Origin of the sequence: Streptomyces sp. NPDC127114 (assembly GCF_042677525.1) — a bacterium.
Lineage (GTDB): Bacteria > Actinomycetota > Actinomycetes > Streptomycetales > Streptomycetaceae > Streptomyces.
Genome location: NZ_JBHXTJ010000001.1, coordinates 405,250 through 423,525, shown reverse-complemented (window position 1 = coordinate 423,525; position 18,276 = coordinate 405,250). Strand labels below are relative to the sequence as shown.

Genomic DNA, 18,276 nt, shown 5'->3' with positions numbered 1-18,276 from the left:
AGGCCACCCGTCGTCGGCCGCCCGCCGTGGAGGTCAGGGTGCGTGCAGGCGTACGGCCAGGGCGGCGATGTCGTCGTCGAGGCTCCCCCTGCTGTGGCGGAGGAGCTCGTGGTGCAGGGCCGTGAGTAGATCACGGGGAGGTGTGGGGGGCTGTCGGCGCATCCACGCCGTCAAGGGGAAGAACTCGCCGTCCCGGGCGCGGGTCTCGGCGATCCCGTCCGTGTAGAGGAGCAGGAGTTCCCCGGGAGCGAAGTCGAAGGTGTCCCCGCGGTACTGGTCGCCGATCAGTTCCGCGAGGCTGAGCAGGGGCGACGGGACGGACGGCTCGAGGGCGCGTACGCCTTCCACGCTGTGGATGAGGGGCGGGGGGTGTCCGCAGTTGACGATGGTGATGCGGCTGCCCCGGTGCGGGACCTCGACGAGCAGCGCGGTGGCGAAGCGTTCCATCGGTGCCTCGGGCGGATGGGCGGCGTTGTGCCGGGCACAGCTGGCGTCGAGCCTGCGGGCGATGTCCGTCATGGACGCCTCGCCGTGTGCCGCCTCCCGGAAGGCGTTGACGATCGCCGCGGCGGCCCCCACCGCCGGCAGGCCCTTGCCCCGTACGTCGCCGATGAGCAGCCGCACCCCGTACGGGGTGTCGACCACCTCGTAGAAGTCCCCGCCGATGCGGGCCTCCGCGGCGGCGGCGAGGTACAGCGACTCGATCTCGACGTTGCGGAAACGGTGCGGCAGGGGCCGCAGCACCACCTGCTGGGCAGCGTCGGCGACGAGCCGTACCTGGAACAGCGTGCGCTCCCGTTGCAGCCGGACATGGCTGCCGTACGCGGCGGCCACGGTGACCGCGACGATCCCGCCGCCCGTCCACCACGTCCCGAGATCGGGGAAGACGAGGCTGAGGCCGATCATCAGGAGGAGGCAGACGGTCCCGAGGAGGACGGTCGGGAGGACCGGCCACATGGCGGCGGCCAGGGCCGGCGCCGCGGGCAGGAGACGGCTGAAGGCCATCTCCGGCGGCGTGGCGTACGCCAGGCTGGCGATCACGACGGTCAGGATCACCGGCGACAGCCGTACGAGCCTGCCGTAGCCGTGGCTTCGACGGAGGCCCGGCCGTCCGGACTCGATCATGAATCCCAGAGTATCCGCGAGGAGCCTGCCCAGCGACGCGACGAGCGGGCTGCGCCCGCTGCGCATGCTCCATGTCGTCGCGAGTGCCGCGGCCACCGGTGTGAGGCCAGGACCGGCGGGTGCACGCCTGGTCAGGAGCGCCCTTGGCGGCCCTCAGCTCGAGACGGCCTCGGCCCAGCCGCGGTTGACGGTCCTTCTTGCCTTCTCCCTCTGCGCCTCCGTGGGAAACGTCGGCGTGCCCTCGACCGTCGGCAGTTTCTCGGCGGCGGCCTTGTCGAGGGTGCCGTCCTTCTCCATGGCGTCCATGAGGACGGGGCGTGCATAGGCGCCGAGCCGGAGGTTCTGACCTTCCGGGCTGAAGACGTACTCCTGCCACAGACGTGCCGCCGCGGGGTGCGGAGCGTCTTTGTTCACCCCGTTCGCGTAGTACTGGGCGAAGCTGCCGTCGAAGGGGATGGCGGTGCGCCAGTCGACGTCCGTGCCGTTCTTCCGGAACGCGTCGGCGTATCCGAGGTTGAGGAAGTCCCAGTCGATGCTGATGGGGGTCTGGCCCTTCGCGATCGTGGCCGGGGTGGATTCGACCGGGATGAAGTTGCCGTTCTTGCTGAGCTCGGCGAAGAAGTCGATGCCGGGCTGGACGTCGTCGAAGGAACCCCCGTTCGCCAGGGCCGCCGCGTAGACCCCGGCGAAGGCGGAGCCGGATCTGGTGGGGTCGCCGTTGAGCGCGACCTTGCCTTTGTACTCGGGCCTGCGTAGGTCGGCGAAGGTCGCGGGGCAGGTCGTGACGCGCTTGGCGTCACAGCCGATCGAGATGTAACCGCCGTAGTTGTTGTACCAGCGGGCCCGGTCGTCCTTCTGTTCCCTGGGGATCTCGTCGTAGGCGGCGACCTTGTACGGAGCGAGCAGGCCCTGACGTGCCGCGGACTGCGCGAACGAGCCCCCCACGTCGATCACGTCGGGGGCGCGGCCGCCCCGGTGCTCCTTCAGGGCGTTGATCTCGTCCTGGCTGGTGCCTTCAGGGTTCTCCACCGTGACCCTGATCCCGTACTTCTTCTGGAAGCCGTCGATCAGTGCGCCGTAGTTGGCCCAGTCGCTCGGGAGCGCGATCGTGTGGAGCGAGCCCTCTTTCTTCGCCGCTGCGGTCAGTGCCGCCATGCCGCCGGCGTCCGCGGCGGAGGTGGCCACCGCGGGTGCCCTGGGCGCGGTGGCGGGTTTGTCTCCGCAGGCGCCGAGGGGCGCCGCGAGGACCAGGCAGGCGGCGACGAAGGCTGTCGGGAGACGAGGTGTGGGCACGAAGGCTCCGTAACGGGCGGTCGCGTACTGATCGAGGCCAGCGTACGTTCGGCGGCCTCGGCGGCGCAGTCCCAGACGGTGTGTCCGCTGTCTTCCCTGCGGCTGCCGTACCGGCGCGTTCTCAGAACCCCTCGTCGTCCCACCCGGCCAGGAGCGCCTCCCCGAGATCCATGGCGGGCGGTGCGGCCCCGTCGTGGAGGGCCTGCTCGCTCCAGATGATCTTGCCGCGGGCGGTGTAGCGGGTGCCCCAGCGTTCGGCGAACTGCGCGACGAGGAACAGGCCGCGGCCGCCCTCGTCGGTGGCCTCGGCCCGGCGCAGGTGCGGGGAGGTGCTGGACCCGTCGGAGACCTCGCAGACCAGGCTGCGGTCGTACAGCAGCCTCACCCGGATGGGCTCGGTGCCGTAGCGGATGGCGTTGGTCAGCAGCTCGCTGAGGATGAGTTCCGTGGTGAAGGCGATCTCCTCCAGACCCCAGTCCGCCAGTCGGCGGGCGCAGGCGTTGCGCACCGGGGACACCGCCGCAGGGTCGGGCCGCACGTCCCACTCGGCGATCCGAGCCGGGTCCAGTCGGCGGGTGCGGGCCACCAGCAGCGCGACGTCGTCGCCGGGCCTGGTGGGCAGCATCGCGTCGATCACCGCGGTGCAGGTGTCCTCCGCGGTGCGGGCGGGTCCGGCCAGAGCGGCGCGCAGCGCTGCCAGGCCCGCGTCCGCATCGCGGTCGCGGCTCTCGATCAGCCCGTCGGTGAAGAGTGCCAGCCGGGAGCCTTCGGGCAGGGTGACCGTCATGGCCTCCATGGGCAGGCCCTCGCCCAGGCCCAGCGGCGGGGAGATCGGCACCTCGGGGAAGGACACGGTTCCGTCGGGCCGGACCAGAGCGGGGCCCGGATGTCCGGCGGTGGCGGCCGTCATCTGCCCCGAGACGGGATCGTAGATGGCGCACAGGCAGGTGGCTCCGGTGATCCCCTGCCACTCCTGCTCGTCGGTGTCGATGTGGGCGACCAGCTCGTCCAGGTGGCTCAGGAGTTCGTCCGGGGGCAGGTCGAGGGTGGAGAAGTTGTACACGGCGGTGCGCAGGCGGCCCATGGTGGCGGCCGCGTGGAGACCGTGGCCGACGACGTCGCCGACGACCAGGGCCACCCGGGTGCCGGGCAGCGGGATGACGTCGAACCAGTCACCGCCCACACCGGCCTGGGCGGCCAGATACCGGTGCGCGACCTCGACGGCGGACTGCTCCGGTACGCCCCGGGGTAGCAGGCTGCGTTGCAGGGTGACGGCCATCGTGTGCTCGCGGGTGTAGCGGCGGGCATTGTCGACGGCCAGCGCCGCCCGGGCGGTCAGCTCCTCGGCGAAGGACACGTCCTCCTCGTCGAACGGCGGGGAGTCCTGCCCCCGCCAGTAGCCCGCCATCCCCAGCACCACGCCCCGGGCCCGCAGGGGCACGGCGATCAAGGAGTGGATGCCGCGGTCCAGGATCCGCAGGGCGTTGGCCGGGTCCTGGGTCCGCCAGCCGTGGGTGGTGCGCAGGTCCGCCTCCAGGACCGCACGGCCGGCGGCCAGCCCGGCCGCCATGGGGCTGGTGGGAACGAACCGGATCAGCCGGCCGACGGGGTACAGCGGGTGGTCGCCCTGGAGGCCGACGGCGGCGGTGCGGCGCATCTCGGTGCTCGCTTCGGGCGGCTCCTCGCCGCGCAGCACCGGGTCCAGCAGGTCGACCGTGACCACGTCGGCGAACCGTGGGGCCGCCACCTCCGCCAGCTCCTCCGCGGTGCGCTCGACGTTCAGCGTCGTTCCCACCCGCACCCCCGCGTCGTAGAGCAACTGCAGCCGCTCGCGGGCCACCTCGGCTCTGCCGGAGAGTGCCCGCAGCTCGGTGGTGTCCCGCAGCGTGACGACGGTCCCGGCCTGCCCGTAGGGGGCGGTGCGGCGGATGTTCACCGACAGCAGCCGATCGGCTGCCATGTGCAGCTCGTCGGTCGCGGAACGGCCCGATGCGATCGGCTCGGCGATCCCCTGCTCCAGACCCAGGTCCGTGACGGGGAGGCCTTCCGCGTCCACGGGCAGACGCAGCAGCCGCCGCGCCTCGTCATTGGCCAGCAGCAGCCGTCCGCCGCCGCCGACGATCAGCACGCCCTCCCGCACCGCGTGCAGCACCGCGTCGTGGTGCTCGTACATCCTCGTCATCTCGGCCGGTCCCAGGCCGTGGGTCAGGCGCAGCAGCCGACGGCTCACCAGAGCGGTTCCGCCCGCGGACAGGGCGAGCACCGCGGCTCCACTGCCGAGGACGACCGGCAGCTGCCGGTTCACCATGCTCTGGACGTTCTGGACCGTGACCGGGGAGGAGACGATGGCGATGACGCGGCCGTCGGAGTCCTTGACGGGGACCACCGAGACCACGGACTGCCCCAGGGACCCTTCGAACGTCTCGGTGAACGACTTGCCGGCCGCCGCCTCGGAGAAGGGGCCGACGACGTGCTTCCCGATCTGCCGCGGGTCGCTGTGGGCGAGGGTGACCCCGGAGAGTGTGTACACGTTGATGCCGTCGACCCCGGCGATCTTCCGGGCCGCCTCGGCGCTCGGCTGGAGCACCGCGCTCGGATGGGGGCTGCGCAGGGCCGCGACGATTCCCGGGGATTCCGCGAACGTTCCGGCGGCGGCGAGCGTACGGTGCCGGGCGTCCACCATGCCGGCGCTCCCGGCTTGCACCACGAGCGCCACCACCGCGGCGGCGACGAGCAGCACCACCACGGCCAGCTGCAGGAGGAACACCTCGCCGGCCACGCTGCGCACGCTCAGAAGGGAGGACAGACGCTGCGGCCGCCGCGCCCTTCCCTTGGCGGGCCGGGCGTGCTCCTGACGCTCCTGGTGGCTTCCTGAGGGGGGATGCCGAGGGGGAGGGGAAGAGCTCGTGGTCGAGCCGAGCAGGCGACGTCGGACGTGTCCAAGTAGGTCGCTCATACTCCATTTTCTAACCTCTATGAGCCGTCGGCAGCGGGGAGCGACGGTCGACGAGCCCCCCCTCCGCGGAGCGAGTCCTCGCCACGGCGCACCTCGCGCCGCGGAATGCCCGTGGTGTCCGGATAATGGATGGAACGGCGAGTGGAAGGGGACAGCTCGTGCCATCGGCTCGGCCGGGGGGCGAGGAGACCCACGGCCCGTTCTGGTCCGAGCCGGGGACGCTGCTCGAGCACGTGCCCGTGGCCGTCTTCGGCCTCGATGACGGGGACCTGGTCTGTTACTGGGGGCCCGGCGCGCGGGACCTTTTCGGATACGACGCCACCGCCGTTCTGTCGAAGCCCGGCGCCGTTCTCTTCGCCGACGGGCCCCCGGGCGCCCCCGATCCGTGCTCCCGGCTGACCGAGCGAGGCCGGACCCAGGGGTACTGGAGGGGGCGGCTGCCGGCCCGGCATCGTGACGGCACCGGCTTCGACTGCGGCTTCCGTGCCTTCTCCGTGACCGGATCCGGCGGACCTTCGGTGGTGATGGTCCTGGCGAGCCGGAGTGACGAGCTCGATCGGGTCAAGACCAACCTCGCCTTCCTCGACGCCCTCTTCGAGACCTGCCCCATCGGTCTGGTCATGCTCGACCAGGACCTCCGGTACGTCCACCTCAACCAGGCGCTCGCCGACATGGACGGTCTGCCGATCGAGGCCCACCTCGGGCGGCGCATGGACGAAATCATGATCATGTCCGACGGCGGCGAGTACCAGCGCATGCTCCGCGGGGTCGCCCTGGGCGGAGCACCGGTCGTGGGGACCCTGGTGGGCATGCGTCCGCGGGGGCATCCGGACCGTGATCAGGTGCGGTCGGTGAGTTTCTTCCCCCTGAGCCAGGCGGCCGGCTCGCGTCCCGGAGTGGGCGGGCTGATGCTGGACGTGACCGACCGGGAACAGGCCATCCTGGAAGCCACCGCCAGCCGTCGGCGGCTGGCTCTGCTGGACGGGGCCTCCACTCGCATCGGGACCACCCTGGACGTGAACGTCACCGCCCAGGAGCTGGTCGACGCTTCGATGCCGGACTTCTGCGACGGCGCCGTGGTCGAGGTCGTGGAGTGGATGGACGAGGCAGAGGACTTTGACCCCGCGCGACCGCTGTTCACCCGCAGAATCGCCTCCGGCACGATCCTGCCCCCTCCGGCCACCGAACTCGTGAGCGGGGTGGAGAGGGGGCGGTATCGGCCCGGCTCCGTCATCCACGACATGCTGAGGTCCGGTCGCGCCGTCTCCGCCGTGGTGAACGAGGAGTTCCTGGCCCGGACCGTCCTCATCGAGTCACGCTCACGGCTCTTCGCCGAGAGCGGGTTGGCCTGCGTCCTCCTTGCCCCGCTCATCGCCAGGGGTACGGTCCAGGGAATCGCCATGTTCGGCCGGTCCACGGGCCGGCGGGCCTTCACCCAGGACGATGTCAGCCTGGCCAGTGAGCTCGCCTCACGGGCTGCGATCTGCCTGGACAACGCCCGCCTGTACAGCCGCGTCCAGGACATCGCCCTCACCCTGCAGAGGGCGTTGTTGCCCAGCGCGTTGGCGACCAGCCCGTACGTGGACGTGGCCCACCGGTACGTACCCGGCAGCCGGATCACCGAGGTCGGCGGCGACTGGTACGACGTGATCAGCCTGCCCGACGGCCGAGTCGCTCTGGTGGTGGGCGACGTGATGGGGCACGGTGTGTCGGCCGCCGCAGCCATGGGCCGCCTGCGTATCACCACCAAGGCCCTGGCCAGGCACGACAGCGAGCCCGACGACCTCCTCACCGAGCTCGACGCATGCGCCCAGGAGGCCGGCATCGAGCTGGCGACGTGCCTGTACATTGTCTACGACCCGAAGAGCGGACGCGCCCGCATCGCCGGCGCCGGCCACCCCCCGCCCCTGGTACTCCGGCCGGACGGCACGGTGGAGACCATCGACGACGTCCTGGGAATCCCTCTCGGCGTCGGCGGCTGTCCTTTCCGGACGATCGAGATCGAACTCCCCGGGAACGCGAGTCTCGCCCTGTACACCGACGGCCTCATCGAGACACGAGGCGCGGACCTCGACGCCGGCCTGAAGGCATTGCGCGCCGAACTGGGCAGAGCCCCGGGCCCCTTGGAAGCAACCGCGGACCGCATCCTCGCGAGCCTGCTGCCCGCCCAGCCGGCCGACGACGCGGTCCTGGTCCTCGCCCGCGTCCGCCGCGCCCGTTGAGGAGGCGTCGAGTCTCGTGTGTCTTCCGCAGCAGGTCATGGCCGGTGCCTGGTCGGTGGTGCCACAACAGCCTTGGTCGGCGCGGGCGTCCATGTCGGGAGCCCCCTCCCCAAGGACAAGCGATGTTCCTCACAGTCTTCGAGTCGGGCGCACGCCGGTTGTAGAGTAAAGACCGCCTTTGACCTGCAGAAAGCAGGCAGGGAGCCGTCATCCAGGAGTCCAAAGTGCTGCGCACCATGTTCAAGTCCAAGATCTAGCATTTGGGTGTTGTGGCAGGTCAGGGCCCTGATTGCTGCCTCCAGGTCAGCAAAGGTCAGCATCGGTCGCGGAACGTCCCTGCTTGCTGACCAGATGGCCGCCATGACGGGGGACCTGGGCACAGGTGCCTGGCTCCCGCTGGGGACGTTGGATGCCGCCTGCTCCCTGCGGCCGCTACCGCGACCTCGCCCGCCCCGGTGTCCTTCTCGTCCATTGCGCCGGCGCCACGAGCCTTGGCTTCGGCAACGTCGTCATTTCCGACACCGAGACCGAAGCCGCAGCCGACTCCACTGCGGCGGCCCTCCGAGTAGCCTGCTGCGTCATGATCACCGCGCCCGCGAGCGGGGCCGGTCCCGGGTCTGCAGGGCAGCCGGTTGCCGCGCCACCTCGGGGGCCTGCACGGGTAGGCGATGATGCGCTAAGCACCCACTGGGTGAGATGTCCGAGGGAAGGGCGGGCGCCCGCCCGACGTACGTACGACAGGGGACCCCCGTATCCGCCATGCCGCCGCCTCCCAGCAGTGATACTGGATGCATGGATACGACGACCACCGCGCCCCGCGCCGAGGTGCTGCGGGACCGCTACCGCAGCCGACTGCCCGAGCGCTTGCAGGAGCTGGCCGGTCCCGTCGAGGGCAATGTCGACCTGCCGCTCCACATCGTCTGGTCCGGGCGGACGAGCTACAGCCTGGACCGTCCGAAGTCCCGCATGACGCTCTACCGGACCGTCCTCGCCGAAGGACTGCGTGAGGACCTGGTGGCCCTCCTGCACCACCGGCTGCTTACCGAGCAGTGGCCCGTGCTGCGGCGCTTGATCAGTCCCTACATCCGTGAGGTCTGGGAGGACGGCTTCCCCGAGCTGCTCCGCGCCGCTCCGGCCGACACGACCGCCGCGTGAAGCTCACTCGGCTCCACGAGCGTCTCCTCGCCGACATCCTCGACCTCGGCTCCCCCTACCCTCTGGTCCTCACCGGCGGATACGCCGTGCAGGCCCACGGTCTGGTCGAACGCTTCAGCCGTGACCTCGACGTCGCGACCGAGAACCCCGCTCCGATGCAGGAGATCGTCGCCTCCCTCACAGCCGGCCTCAGCGCGCGCGGATGGCGGACCACGCACGTCCAGACCGATCCGCTCAGCGGCCGGTTTCTCGTCACCGATCTGGACACCGGCGAGGAGTGTGAGGTCGATGTCCTCAAGGAGGCGTTCTGGGCTCAGCCTGCCCAGACCCCGTACGGCCCGGTTCTTTCCCTCGACGACGTGATCGGCACCAAGGTTCGTGCCCTCGCCGACCGCGGTACCGTCCGTGACCTCATCGACGTCCAGGCTGCCTCCCGCCACCGCTCCACCGCCGACCTCGAATCCCTGGGCCGCCGTCGCGCCCACGACGAGTTCAGCCTCGAAGACCTCCGGGACCGGCTGATCGGCGCTGACTGGTACGAGGATGAGGACTACACCGCATACGGGCTCACCTCCCGGCAGATCGAAGAACTCAAGGCGTGGGCGCTGGAGTGGGCGGAGGATCTGGGTGCGCGGATCCATGACGAGAACGCCTGAGAGGCGGTCATCGCGTCCGCCGTTGCAACGAGAGGATGCGGTGTAGCCAGCAGGTTCCAACCCGAAGTCGTCCACGGTGGGTAGCTGCCCTGCACGGTGGATGTGCATGGCGGCCGCGCGATACCCCGCAGTGGACTCATGAGGAAACCGGGCTGCGGTAACGGTCAAACACCGCATCCCGCTCACACTCCCAGGTCCAGCCCGGGTCCCGACGGTGGAACTCGGTAACGGCCAGCTCGAAGAATTGGTCGGAAGGCTTCCGGCTGGATCCATTGACTACCAGTGCTGACAGCATCGGCTCGGGACCGGTGCTGTCCCGGCGGCAGACGTCTGCGAGCAGAAGCGAGATCATCCGGCTGTGGTAGTGCACCCGGTGCTCCGGTGCCACGGCCTCGCTCAGCGCCTTGTAGGTATCGGTCCGGCCCTCTCGGGCCCACCCCTTCAGAAACGCCACCATGGCGTCCCGGGCAGGCGTGTAGTCCGCATCTCCACACTTCATGCTCGAAGGCACGGACGCCGACGGTAGTTGCCAGGGTGACCTGCTCGTCAAGTGCTCCGAGTTCCGCCTCCGGCCCGGCACAAGGCAAGATGGCCTTCGCAGAGCGAGGTGGGGGGAAAGGCCTGTGGTGGCGACGGCGAAGCCGCAGCTCGTGTTCGTGCACGGCATCGGCGGGCTCCGTGACGCGGAGACGGAACGGCGGCAGTGGCTGGGGGCGCTGGCCACCGGTGCGCGGAGGGCTGGGCACGCGGAATCGGTCTCGGCGCTGACTCAGGACTGGCTCGCGGACACGAGGTTCGCGGACTACAGCCCTCTGCTCACTCCCCGCGGTGCTCAAGGAGGAGTGGCCGAGGGGACGTTGGATCCGCCGGACGAGGAGTTTCTCTCCGGTCTGCTCGACGCAATGGTGGAGGAGCTTTCCGAGCGATTCCCGCCGGAGACCAGCCCGCGCGAGGCCCGGGTCGTCGGACAGGCCCGGCACCATCTCGACGCCCTCGCCTCTGGCAGCCGGGCCCAGGGGCCGGGGGAGTTCGGGCGCCGGCTGGTGTGGGTGACCACGACCCTGCTCCAGCTTCCGGGCCTGCGGCAGACAGCGCAGTGGCTGAACGGGCAGGTGTTCGCGCTGCACCTCGCCCAGGTAGCCCGCTACTTGAACCGGCGGGGTGCCAAGGCCGCCCTCGGCGCGGCCGTCCGGGCCCGGGTGCTGGACGACTGGGATCCTTCCCGCCCGCTCGTCGTCGTCGCGCACTCTCTCGGGACCGTCGTGGCGTACGAGGCACTGCACGAGTACGAGGGGCAAGTCGCCCTGTGGGTGACGCTCGGCTCCCCCCTCGCCCTCGGCGGTGTGGTCCTCCAACGCCTCGTGCCCCGGCCGCCGTCCTGCCCGGAGAACGTGGGCGCGTGGCTGAACTTCTGGGACCGTGACGACGTCATCGTCGGCCGCCCCCGGCTGGCGGACTGGATTGCGCCGAGCACCCGGGGCGTGAAGGCCGAGACCGCCCCCGTGAGGTCCGGCGGGCTGTGGACCCACACGGCCACCAAGTACCTAGAGCACGCAGAGGTGGCCGGGCCGATCGTGGAGGCGCTGCTGCCGTGACGGCCCTCACCCCACCGACACCGCCCCGCCATGTGCTGGTGGTCGCCGCGCAGTGCACCGGCGCGGAGGAACTGCCGGGCCTGGAAGAGGCCGCACACAGGCTGCACCGGGTGCTGGTCGACCCGGACATCGGCGCCTGCGTCGACCGGGGCGAGGGCGACACCGGTTCCCTGCTCGTCGGCACCGCTCTGGGGAAGGCCCGGGTCGAGGCGGCCCTCGCGACCGCGCTCGCCCGGGCTAAGGCCGACGGCGGCCCGCTGGTGCTGGCGCTGCTAGGCCATGGGACGGGCGGCTGCGGCGGCCCGCTGTACTTTGTCACCTCGGGCAGCGGGCGGGACCCGGCGATCGGGCAGCTGGACGTGCCGTCCGCGCTCGGCACCGTCGCCAACGAGCCCGGCCTCAGCGGCCTGATGGCTGTGGTCGACACCTGCCACGCCGCCGCCGCACTGCCGGGGGCACAGTCCGCGACGGCCGGACTCCAGCAGGGCGCCCTGCGCCTGTCCTTGCTCTTCGCCGCCTCCGCCCACCTGCCGGCGTGGGATATGAGCCTGAGCGTCCGGCTCGCCGAACTGCTAGAGAAGGGAGTGGCGGACGCGGGGGAGTACCTGACGGTCGACGAGCGGCTGATCGAGGAGCTGCGCGACCGCATCACCGTCCAAGAACCCGGCGGCTGTACCTTCAACGGCTCCCCCGTGCCCGGACGATCCCTCTGGCTGGCCCGCAACGTCCAGGCCGCCACGGGCCGTTCCGCCAGCAGCCTGGGCTCGACGGCGTATGCGAGGATGCGAAAGGTGCTGCGCCCGCTGGACGGCACGGACGCGATCGACAGCGCGAAACAACTGGCCGACTGGCTGGCCGGGTTGGGGCAGGAGGGCCGGGGCCGGCCCGCCGTCCGGCGGGTGCTGGAGTTCCAGCGGGATCTACGCACATGCGAGGTCACTCTCACCGTCCTGGAGGAGACCTTCGGCACCGCCCTGACCCACGACCTGCTCCGCAAGGCGGCTGCGCGCAGCGGCTTCCCGCTGGACGTAGTGGTCCAGGTGCCCTGTTCGTCCCTTCGAGACCTGGTCGAGTACGCCGTGCTCGACGCGTCCACCGTCGCCCCCGATCGCCAGCTCCGGATGCTGGTGCACTTCGTCGCGGCCCTCGCCCATCTGACCGGTCCGGGCGAGCTCCTCCCGGAGCGGCTGACGACCTGGGGCACCCAGTTGGGCGTCACGACCTCGCTGAACAGCCGGCTGCGAGAACTGGCCCGGGCGACACCCCGCCTGGTCCTGGTGCTTGCCGACGATGGCGGTGCGGACGTCGTCCGGGTGGACGCGTCACTGCTGTTCGGCTCGGCCGTGGTCCACACCGGGGACTTCCCGTGCGGGCCCAGCCGGGACGCCTTGGTGCGCGCGTTGGACGAAGCGGTCGGCTGGGCCCTGTCCTGGCTGAGCGCGGCGGGCGCGCAGCTGCTGGCGATCGACGTGTCGGTCCCCACTTCCCTGCTGCTGGACTCCCCGCCGGAGGAGTGGCGGGTGGTACGGGGCCGCCGCATGCTCGGAGTGGACTACGACGTCACCACCCGCTGGTCGGGCCTGCTGACACCGCCGCCCGGCGTCCGACTCGACGACCTGCTGCACACCGGCAGTCAGCTTCTGACCTCGTTGCAGACCGGAGCCCAGTCCGGCCCATCGTGGCTCGCCCCCGACGATCTCAGCAGCCTCGAAGCCCTGCAGGACTTTCTGGGCCGCCGCCGCACAGGTAGCTGTGTCTGGGGATTGAGCACCCTCCCGGAGACCGACTTCGGTCTGATGCTGGAGGAACTCCTCATCCACACACCGGCCCTGATCTGGCCCCGGCACCTCGACGTCACCGACCCGCGAGCCCTGCGGGACGCGGTCGCCGAGCACTGGGACGCGCTGCCGGAGCACCTCGCCCGTGCCTTCCAGGGGAGGTTGGACAACAGCCTCGGCGGGGACGGCCCCCGCCACCTGGCCGACATCCGCACGACCTGGCACGATGCGCACTGGCAGGCCTTCTGCCAACGGCGCGCAGGCCGGGCGGTCGTCGCCCCGCACGAACTGACGCCGAAGGAGCGAGCATGAACTGGACTCCGTACTACACGGGTACAGGAGTCGTCCCCGAGGAGCCGCCTATGCTCCCTCCGCCGCCCCCGTGGCGGGCGAAGCCGGGCAGGAACGCCGCAGGGGCGTACGGCGGGCCGGCGCCGTCCCCAGCAAGCACCTACCGGCCGGCCCCCAGCCTGGTTGACGCGGTCAATGCCGCACTCCACCTGCGCCGTCCCCTGCTGCTCACCGGCCCGGCGGGCTCCGGCAAGTCCACCGTCGTCGAGCAGATCGCCGCCGAGCTGGGACTCGGGAACGTGCTGCGCTGGCACATCACTTCCCGCAGCACGCTCGCCGACGCGCTCTACCGCTACGACGCCCTGGGCCGCATCCACGCCTACAACGTCCGTGCCGTCGACCGCCCGGCCGCCCCGGTGAGCGGACGGGCCGTGCGCCGCACTGCCTCTGCCACGCTAGCCGCCCGTGCCGCACGCGCGGTGCGCGACGACATCGGCGACTTCGTCCAGCTCGGTCCCCTTGGCACCGCGCTGCTGCCCGGGGATCGCCCCCGCGCCCTGCTGATCGACGAGATCGACAAGAGCGACCTCGACCTGCCCGGCGACCTCCTCGACGTCCTGGAGCGCGGCCGCTTCGAGATTCCCGAACTCGCCCGCCACACCTGGAAACAGGTCACCGTCCGCACCGCCGAGCCGGGTGCCCGGCACACGATTCACAACGGCCTGGTGGAGTGCGTGGAGTACCCGGTCATCGTGCTCACGAGCAATGGCGAGCGCGACTTCCCCGCACCGTTCCTGCGTCGCTGTGTGCGCTTCGACATGCCCGCGCTCACGGTCCCGGTGCTCACTGGCATCGTCGAGGCCCACCTGGAGGATGTCGAGGAAGGCACCAGGCGGACGCTGGTGAACGCCTTCGTCGAGCGGCTGAACCGCGGCGAGAGTCTCGCCGTCGACCAGTTGCTGAGCGCCGTCCATCTGCTGCGCGGCGACCGCGTCCCGGACGAGGACCAGCGCACGAGGCTGCAGGAGCTGCTGCTCCAGGGGCTCGGGCGTGCCTGAGCACCCTGCCGCACGGCTGCTCGCGGTCCTGGGGCTGCCCGGGCCGAGAGGTATCGGCGAGGGCGACGGCGAGGAGTGGGACGTTGCGCCGGCCCTGGACGCACTCCTCCTCGCCGCCGTCCGGTCGAGCGCCCAGGACACCGGGGACCACCCCGCCGATCCGCCCCCAGCCACCGAGGAGCCACCGGCAGACGAGCCCGTCCCCACCGAACCGCCGTCCGACGATCCCGCCGATCCGCCAGGCCCGGAGCCCGTTCGCGGGAAAGCCGACACTACGGCGGCGGCCTCGATCTGGCTGAAGGACGACAGCGCCGCCGCCTCGATCCCCGCCAGCCCCGTGAGCATGGGCCGCGCCCGCGCCCTGCCGAACGCCCTCGAGATCGGCTGCGCCCTGCGCCCGCTGCGCCGCCCCCTGCCGTCCCGGGTCCGGCAGGGGCTCGACCTGGACGCCACCGTCGATCACTACACCCGTACAGGCGTCCTCGTCCCTCGGCTCGTCCCGGTGCCGGAGCCATGGCAGGAGGCCGTCGTGGTCGTGGACCGCGGCACCTCCATGGCGGTCTGGGACGAGACCGTGCGCGCCCTGACGAAGGTCCTGCGCACACTGTCCGCCTTTCGCAGCATCCAGGTATGGCATCTCGAGCATCCGTCGGGGGCCGCTCCGTTGCTCCGTGACCATCGCGGCCACGCCCTGCCCAGGGACCCGTCCCACGCCCTCCACCGCCAGCCGGCCCACCGCCTGCTCCTCGTCGTCTCCGACTGCGCGGCTCCCGCCTGGCGCGAGGAGATCCTCTGGCGGACGCTCCACACCTGGGGACTCACCGCCCCTGTGGCCCTCGTCAATCCCCTGCCGAAGCGTCTGTGGCAATGCTCCGGCCTCGACCTGCCCCGGACGACGGCGACCGCCGCCGTCCCGGCGTCCCCCGGACGGCTCCTCGCCTACCGACGCCCCCGTCTCCTCCCCGAGGACGCCCCAGGGACGCACCCTTGGCAGGCGCTGCCCGTGCTGCAGTTCGATCCCGGCCAGATGCTCGCCTGGGCACGCGCCGTGATGCGCACCGACCCCCACGGCTGCGAGGCCGTCCTCGTTCCGGCCTCGGGCAGCATGCCCTCCCGCAGCCGGGCTCCGCTCCCGTCCGACGTCCGGCCCGATGCCCAGGCGGCCACCGACATAGGCGCCACAGCGGCAGCGGTGGCCTTCACGGACAACCCGCGTTCCCTCGCCGTCCGGCTGGCCATCGCCGCTTCCTCGCTCGACGCGTTCACCCTGCCCGTCCTCGACGTGCTGCGCGAACGCCTCGTCCCCGAGGCGGCCGTCGCCGACATCGCCGAGTTCCTCACCGCCGGGCTGCTCACGACCGTCCGGCAGGAGGATGCGGAGCTCGTGTACAGCTTCCACCCCGCCGCGGCCGGGCATCTGCGTGGGCTCCTGAGCCGCGACCAAGCGTGGGACGCCTATGTCGCCCTCACCGACCACCTCGCCGCCCACCCCCAGGCACCGCGGGGAATCCTCGCCGCCCTCCACTCTCCCGAGAGCCGCGAACACCTCCCCGCAGGACTCCGGCCACTCGCCCAGGCGGCCGCTGCGACGGCCCGTCTCCTCGGCCTCGAGCCGGCCGAGCCGGCCGAGCCGACTCCTGCCCGGTACGTGCCCAGCAGTGCGCAGCGCGAGATGCTCGACCGGCTGGACGCCGAGCGTGAGATCCACGACCGGCACCGCAACCTCCTCGTCGCCGTCCCCGGCACCGGCAAGACGGTCCTGTCGGCCTTCGACTACCGGCGTCTCCGCGAGAAGCACCAGCGAGACCTGCGGCTGCTCTTCGTCGCGGACCGCATCGATCTGCTGCACCAGGCGCGCCAGGTCTATGAGGACGTCCTGCTGCACCCGGGCTTCGGAGAGTCGCTTTTCAGCGGGGCCGTCCCCGCGGGCTGGAACCACGTGTTCGCCAGTGTGCAGTCACTCGGGAGGCACCTGGACGCACTGGCGCCCGATCACTTCGACGTGATCGTCATCGACGAGTTCCGCGGGGCGGCCACGCCGACGTACCGGAGAATCCTGGACCACTTCAGGCCGTTGGAACTGCTCGGTCTGACGGCGACTCCCGAACGCGTGGACGGCCTGAATATTCAAGACGTGTTCTTTGAAGGCCGTATCGCCGCGGAGATGCGGTTGCGGGACGCGCTGGAAAGTGGCCAGCTCACCCCTCTCCATTACTTCGGTTTCGGCGACGGCACCGACTATGGCTCGCTGGACTGGAGACGGGGCGAGTACGAGGGTGCCGCGCTGTCCAGCCTGCTCTCCACCGACGGGGCACGGGCACGGCTGGTCCTCCGAGCCGTCCGGGACACGGTTCCCGACCCGAGTGCCATGCGGGCCGTCGGCTTCTGCGTCTCCGTGGCACACGCCGAATTCATGGCGCAGTGTTTCCGTGGTGCCGGTCTCGGCGCCGTGGCCCTGTCCTCGCGGCTTTCGCATACAAGGCGCCAGGCGGTGATTTCTTCGCTCCGGGCCGGCGAACTGCAGGCTGTTTTCTGCGTCAACCTGCTTGACGAGCAGCATGTGATCCCCGAGGTCGACACACTGCTCCTGCTGCGTCCGAAGTCGAGCACCGTCGGCTTCCTTCAGCAACTCTCGGTCGGCCTCCACCGCTCCGCCGGCAAGGCGGTGCTCACTGTGCTCGACTTCATCGGGTACCACCGCAAGGAGTTTCGCCTCGACAACCAGTTCCGCGCCATGACGAACCTGACGCGCCGGCAACTATTGGATCGGATCGAGCACTTCCCGCAGCTGCCCTCCAGCTGCAGCATCGTCCTCGACGACGGGGCCAAGATGCGTCTTGCCGACCACATCAGGGCGCAGTTGGAGGGCAGTTTGATCGAGCGAGCCCGTGAAGTCGCCGAGTACGAGGAGCCGGAACTCGGCCGATACCTGCGCGAGAGCGGGCGGGAACTCACCGAGCTCTACCAGGGCCGAGGCGTCTCATGGACCGGGCTGCTGCGCCGCACCCATCTGCTGCCCGGCGATCCTCCGGACGGAGAGGCGGCACTCCTGGCGCGGGTCCATGCCTTCCTCCATGTGGACGACCCAGAGCGGGTACAGGCCTACACTCGCATGCTGGAGGACGACGCCCCGCACTACGGCGATCTGGATGAGCGGGACCGAGCGTACGCTCGCATGCTCTTCTTCCAGCTCTGGCCGCTCGGCGGCATCACCCGTGACGGTTTCACCAGCTACGACGAGGGTTTCGCGGCCTTGCGCGGACAACACGCGTTCCGGAGAGAACTGCGCCAGGTCCTGGCGTACAACCTGGAATGCACCACGCGTGTCCCGATTCCCCTGCGCGCGGTGGGCGGCAGGCACGACGTCCCTCTGACCGTCCACGCCTCCTACACCCGGGAAGAGATCCTTTCGGCATTGAGGGAGGCGGAGATCCGCGGCCCGTTGCCGACCGATTTTCGTCAAGGAGTGAAGTGGTGCGAGTCCATGAGGACCGACGCGCTGTTCATCACGCGGGCGAAGGACTCCGCGCTGAGCAGCACCCTGTTCCATTGGGAATCCCCGAACCACATCTCCGAGACGTCCGCCACGGGGCTGCGCTACCGGAACCACGTCGAGATGGGCACCCATGTCCTGCTGTTCCTCCGGCCGGACAGGACCAGCGACATCGGCAGCCCACAGCCCTGGACGTTCCTCGGCCCGGCCGAGTACGCCAGCCACACCGGCAGCAGCCCCATGGCCGTCACCTGGAGGCTGCGGCGCGAACTCCCGGCGTTCGTCTGGTCGTACGCGCGGATCTCCTGAACCCGCCAGTATGAGGACAAGCAGGTTCCTCGTCCGCTGGTGGTACAGCGGGGGTGCCCATGCTGACCTGGCAAGACGGGAGCCGGTGTGGCCTCCTGGCGTCAGCTGGTCTGGGATTGGTCCGGATCTTGGTGCGCGCTGGCCATCGCAGAGCCACCCGGCGGGAGAGAAGTGCGCGGGCGCGCCGCATGGCTGTACCCCTGCCCCGGTAGGCGATCGGCAGTGCTCCTGTCACCACAGGTACTGTGCGCCTTCTGTCGATTGACGGCATCCCGCCATGCCCAGGCAAACCTTGCCGTCCGGCGGCCAGGTGAAGCAGGCCGGTCCGGTCAGCGTGTCACCGCC

General features: G+C 70.8%; 11 protein-coding genes. 7 read left to right on the top strand and 4 right to left on the bottom strand.

What is annotated here, in order from left to right:
- Positions 1 to 33: 33 nt before the first annotated feature.
- From ACFVGS_RS01870 to ACFVGS_RS01860, 3 genes are all read right to left on the bottom strand, one after another.
- Positions 34 to 1,125 (bottom strand): PP2C family protein-serine/threonine phosphatase, encoded by a 1,092-nt coding sequence (locus tag ACFVGS_RS01870; RefSeq protein WP_384421599.1) that lies wholly within the window; start codon positions 1,123 to 1,125, stop codon positions 34 to 36.
- Between the two features lie 153 nt (positions 1,126 to 1,278).
- Positions 1,279 to 2,418 carry an ABC transporter substrate-binding protein gene (locus ACFVGS_RS01865; RefSeq protein WP_385689355.1) on the bottom strand — a complete coding sequence of 380 codons (1,140 nt, stop codon included), beginning with the start codon at positions 2,416 to 2,418 and terminating at the stop codon, positions 1,279 to 1,281.
- Between the two features lie 121 nt (positions 2,419 to 2,539).
- Positions 2,540 to 5,206, bottom strand: coding sequence for a SpoIIE family protein phosphatase (locus ACFVGS_RS01860; RefSeq protein WP_384421595.1), 2,667 nt, complete (start codon positions 5,204 to 5,206; stop codon positions 2,540 to 2,542).
- 326 nt (positions 5,207 to 5,532) lie between these two features.
- On the opposite strand from ACFVGS_RS01860, the gene ACFVGS_RS01855 reads away from it, so the two are divergent.
- The 3 genes from ACFVGS_RS01855 to ACFVGS_RS01845 all read left to right on the top strand — a co-directional run bounded on the left by ACFVGS_RS01855 (position 5,533) and on the right by ACFVGS_RS01845 (position 9,407).
- Positions 5,533 to 7,596, top strand: a complete 2,064-nt coding sequence (locus ACFVGS_RS01855; RefSeq protein ID WP_385689351.1) for a SpoIIE family protein phosphatase — start codon at positions 5,533 to 5,535, stop codon at positions 7,594 to 7,596.
- A 792-nt stretch (positions 7,597 to 8,388) separates the two neighbouring features.
- Complete coding sequence (locus ACFVGS_RS01850) at positions 8,389 to 8,751, top strand: hypothetical protein (RefSeq protein WP_385689348.1); 363 nt, start codon at positions 8,389 to 8,391, stop codon at positions 8,749 to 8,751.
- Complete coding sequence (locus ACFVGS_RS01845; RefSeq protein ID WP_385689345.1) at positions 8,748 to 9,407, top strand: nucleotidyl transferase AbiEii/AbiGii toxin family protein; 660 nt, start codon at positions 8,748 to 8,750, stop codon at positions 9,405 to 9,407. Before ACFVGS_RS01850 ends, ACFVGS_RS01845 begins: the two co-directional genes overlap by 4 nt.
- 136 nt (positions 9,408 to 9,543) lie before the next feature.
- Here ACFVGS_RS01845 and ACFVGS_RS01840 read toward each other — a convergent pair whose 3' ends face one another.
- Positions 9,544 to 9,918, bottom strand: coding sequence for a hypothetical protein (locus ACFVGS_RS01840; RefSeq protein WP_385689342.1), 375 nt, complete (start codon positions 9,916 to 9,918; stop codon positions 9,544 to 9,546).
- Positions 9,919 to 10,033: 115 nt separating this feature from the next.
- Between ACFVGS_RS01840 and ACFVGS_RS01835 the strand changes: the two genes are divergently transcribed.
- The 4 genes from ACFVGS_RS01835 to ACFVGS_RS01820 are packed head-to-tail and all read left to right on the top strand — an operon-like array spanning position 10,034 to position 17,931.
- Complete coding sequence (locus tag ACFVGS_RS01835) at positions 10,034 to 11,002, top strand: hypothetical protein (RefSeq protein WP_385689340.1); 969 nt, start codon at positions 10,034 to 10,036, stop codon at positions 11,000 to 11,002.
- A complete protein-coding gene (locus ACFVGS_RS01830; protein ID WP_385689337.1) occupies positions 10,999 to 13,092 on the top strand; it encodes a hypothetical protein in 2,094 nt (697 codons plus the stop codon). The genes ACFVGS_RS01835 and ACFVGS_RS01830 overlap by 4 nt, the downstream gene beginning before the upstream one ends.
- Positions 13,089 to 14,129: an AAA family ATPase gene (locus tag ACFVGS_RS01825; protein WP_385689334.1), complete on the top strand. Its 1,041-nt coding sequence runs from the start codon at positions 13,089 to 13,091 to the stop codon at positions 14,127 to 14,129. Before ACFVGS_RS01830 ends, ACFVGS_RS01825 begins: the two co-directional genes overlap by 4 nt.
- Complete coding sequence (locus ACFVGS_RS01820) at positions 14,122 to 17,931, top strand: DUF3427 domain-containing protein (protein ID WP_385689332.1); 3,810 nt, start codon at positions 14,122 to 14,124, stop codon at positions 17,929 to 17,931. The genes ACFVGS_RS01825 and ACFVGS_RS01820 overlap by 8 nt, the downstream gene beginning before the upstream one ends.
- Positions 17,932 to 18,276: the final 345 nt, after the last annotated feature.

Excerpts from the sequence above, each read along its gene's own strand:
- ACFVGS_RS01870 (WP_384421599.1), bottom strand. The coding sequence starts at position 1,125 with ATGATCGAGTCCGGACGGCCGGGCCTCCGTCGAAGCCACGGCTACGGC.
- ACFVGS_RS01850 (WP_385689348.1), top strand. The coding sequence starts at position 8,389 with ATGGATACGACGACCACCGCGCCCCGCGCCGAGGTGCTGCGGGACCGC.
- ACFVGS_RS01825 (WP_385689334.1), top strand. The coding sequence starts at position 13,089 with ATGAACTGGACTCCGTACTACACGGGTACAGGAGTCGTCCCCGAGGAG.